The 404-nt window shown below is 47.3% G+C and carries 1 protein-coding gene; it reads left to right on the forward strand.

Going from position 1 to position 404, the window contains the following annotated elements; translation table 11 throughout:
- On the forward strand, nucleotides 1-404 hold a 404-nt coding region (locus ACYVRH_RS14870; protein ID WP_461257632.1), incomplete at both ends, for an SDR family oxidoreductase.

Genomic DNA, 404 nt, shown 5'->3' on the forward strand with positions numbered 1-404 from the left:
GTAAACAGGCCTTATACGGAAGATGATGATACCGATCCCATTGGCGTTTACGGGCTGACCAAGCGGAACGGTGAACTTGCCGTACTGGAAAACAATCCCAGCTCTTACATAATCCGTACTGCCTGGCTGTACGGTAGGCATGGCGGTAATTTTGTCTGTACCATGATCCGTTTGCTGAATGAACAGGACGAAGTTACCGTGGTAAATGATCAGCGGGGCAGCCCTACATGGGCATTTGATTTGGCTTCAACTATCGTGACTCTCATCAAAACGGTTGATTCATGTAAAAACATCCCCTTCGGTATTTATCATTATACCAATGAAGGGAACATTACCTGGTTTGATTTTGCCAAAGAAATTTTCAGGCAGGGGCAGGAATACGGCCGCATTGCCGGAGACTGCGC

It is taken from the genome of Treponema sp. R80B11-R83G3 (assembly GCF_054786115.1).